This window comes from Algoriphagus pacificus (assembly GCF_017254845.1).
Lineage (GTDB): Bacteria > Bacteroidota > Bacteroidia > Cytophagales > Cyclobacteriaceae > Algoriphagus > Algoriphagus pacificus.
This window is the reverse complement of the sequence record NZ_JAFKCU010000015.1, coordinates 1-858: the sequence shown is the minus strand read 5'-3', so window position 1 is coordinate 858 and position 858 is coordinate 1. Positions and strand designations below refer to the sequence as shown.

2 protein-coding genes are annotated in these 858 nt (G+C 38.8%); both read right to left on the bottom strand.

The features are described from left to right. Positions 1 to 66 precede the first annotated feature (66 nt). Complete coding sequence (locus tag J0A69_RS22360; protein ID WP_236033095.1) at positions 67 to 372, bottom strand: GIY-YIG nuclease family protein; 306 nt, start codon at positions 370 to 372, stop codon at positions 67 to 69. A gap of 103 nt (positions 373 to 475) precedes the next feature. Next, on the bottom strand, positions 476 to 858 hold a 383-nt coding region (locus J0A69_RS22355), incomplete at its 5' end, for a GIY-YIG nuclease family protein (RefSeq protein ID WP_236033093.1).

The following is an 858-nucleotide window of genomic DNA, read 5'->3' as shown; positions in this document are numbered from 1 at the left end:
TCGAGTGGCTTTATCGTTTCAGAGCCTCCTATCGGGATCGCCCGCGATAGCTATCGGGGCAATGACCTACTGATTTTCATCTTGGTATTGAATAATCAGTTTTTGGGTGATCTCAGGGTACTGTTGTAGATCTTCTAAATATTTCCTTTTTCTAGCCCTCTTAATATGAATTTCAATATTGACAGCTTGCTTTCTAGATGAGCAATGAATGCTATGGACTAGTTTCCAGTCAATAGTCCCATGCGTATGAGAGTTTTTGAAGTAACCTGTATTATGTTGGTTAAGCCTTTCTTCTAAATCTTGCGTTTGGCCAATATAATAACTGTCCCTACTCCCTGAATAAATGATGTAAACAAAAAATCCCATAGTCATTCAGACTAATTTAAAAATAAAAAAGCCACTCGGTTTGTCGAGTGGCTTTATCGTTTCAGAGCCTCCTATCGGGATCGCCCGCGATAGCTATCGGGGCAATGACCTACTGATTTTCATCTTGGTATTGAATTATCAGTTTTTGGGTGATCTCAGGGTACTGTTGTAGATCTTCTAAATATTTCCTTTTTCTAGCCCTCTTAATATGCATTTCAATATTGAGAGCTTGCTTTCTAGATGAGCAAGGAATGCTATGAACTAGTTTCCAGTCAATAGTCCCATGCGTATGAGAGTTTTTGAAGAAACCTGTATTATGTTGATCAAGCCTTTCTTCTAAATCTTGCGTTTGGCCAATATAGTAACTGTCCCTGCTCCCTGAATAAATGATGTAAACAAAAAATCCCATAGTCATCCAGACTAATTTAAAAATAAAAAAGCCACTCGGTTTGTCGAGTGGCTTTATCGTTTCAGAGCCTCCTATCGGGATCG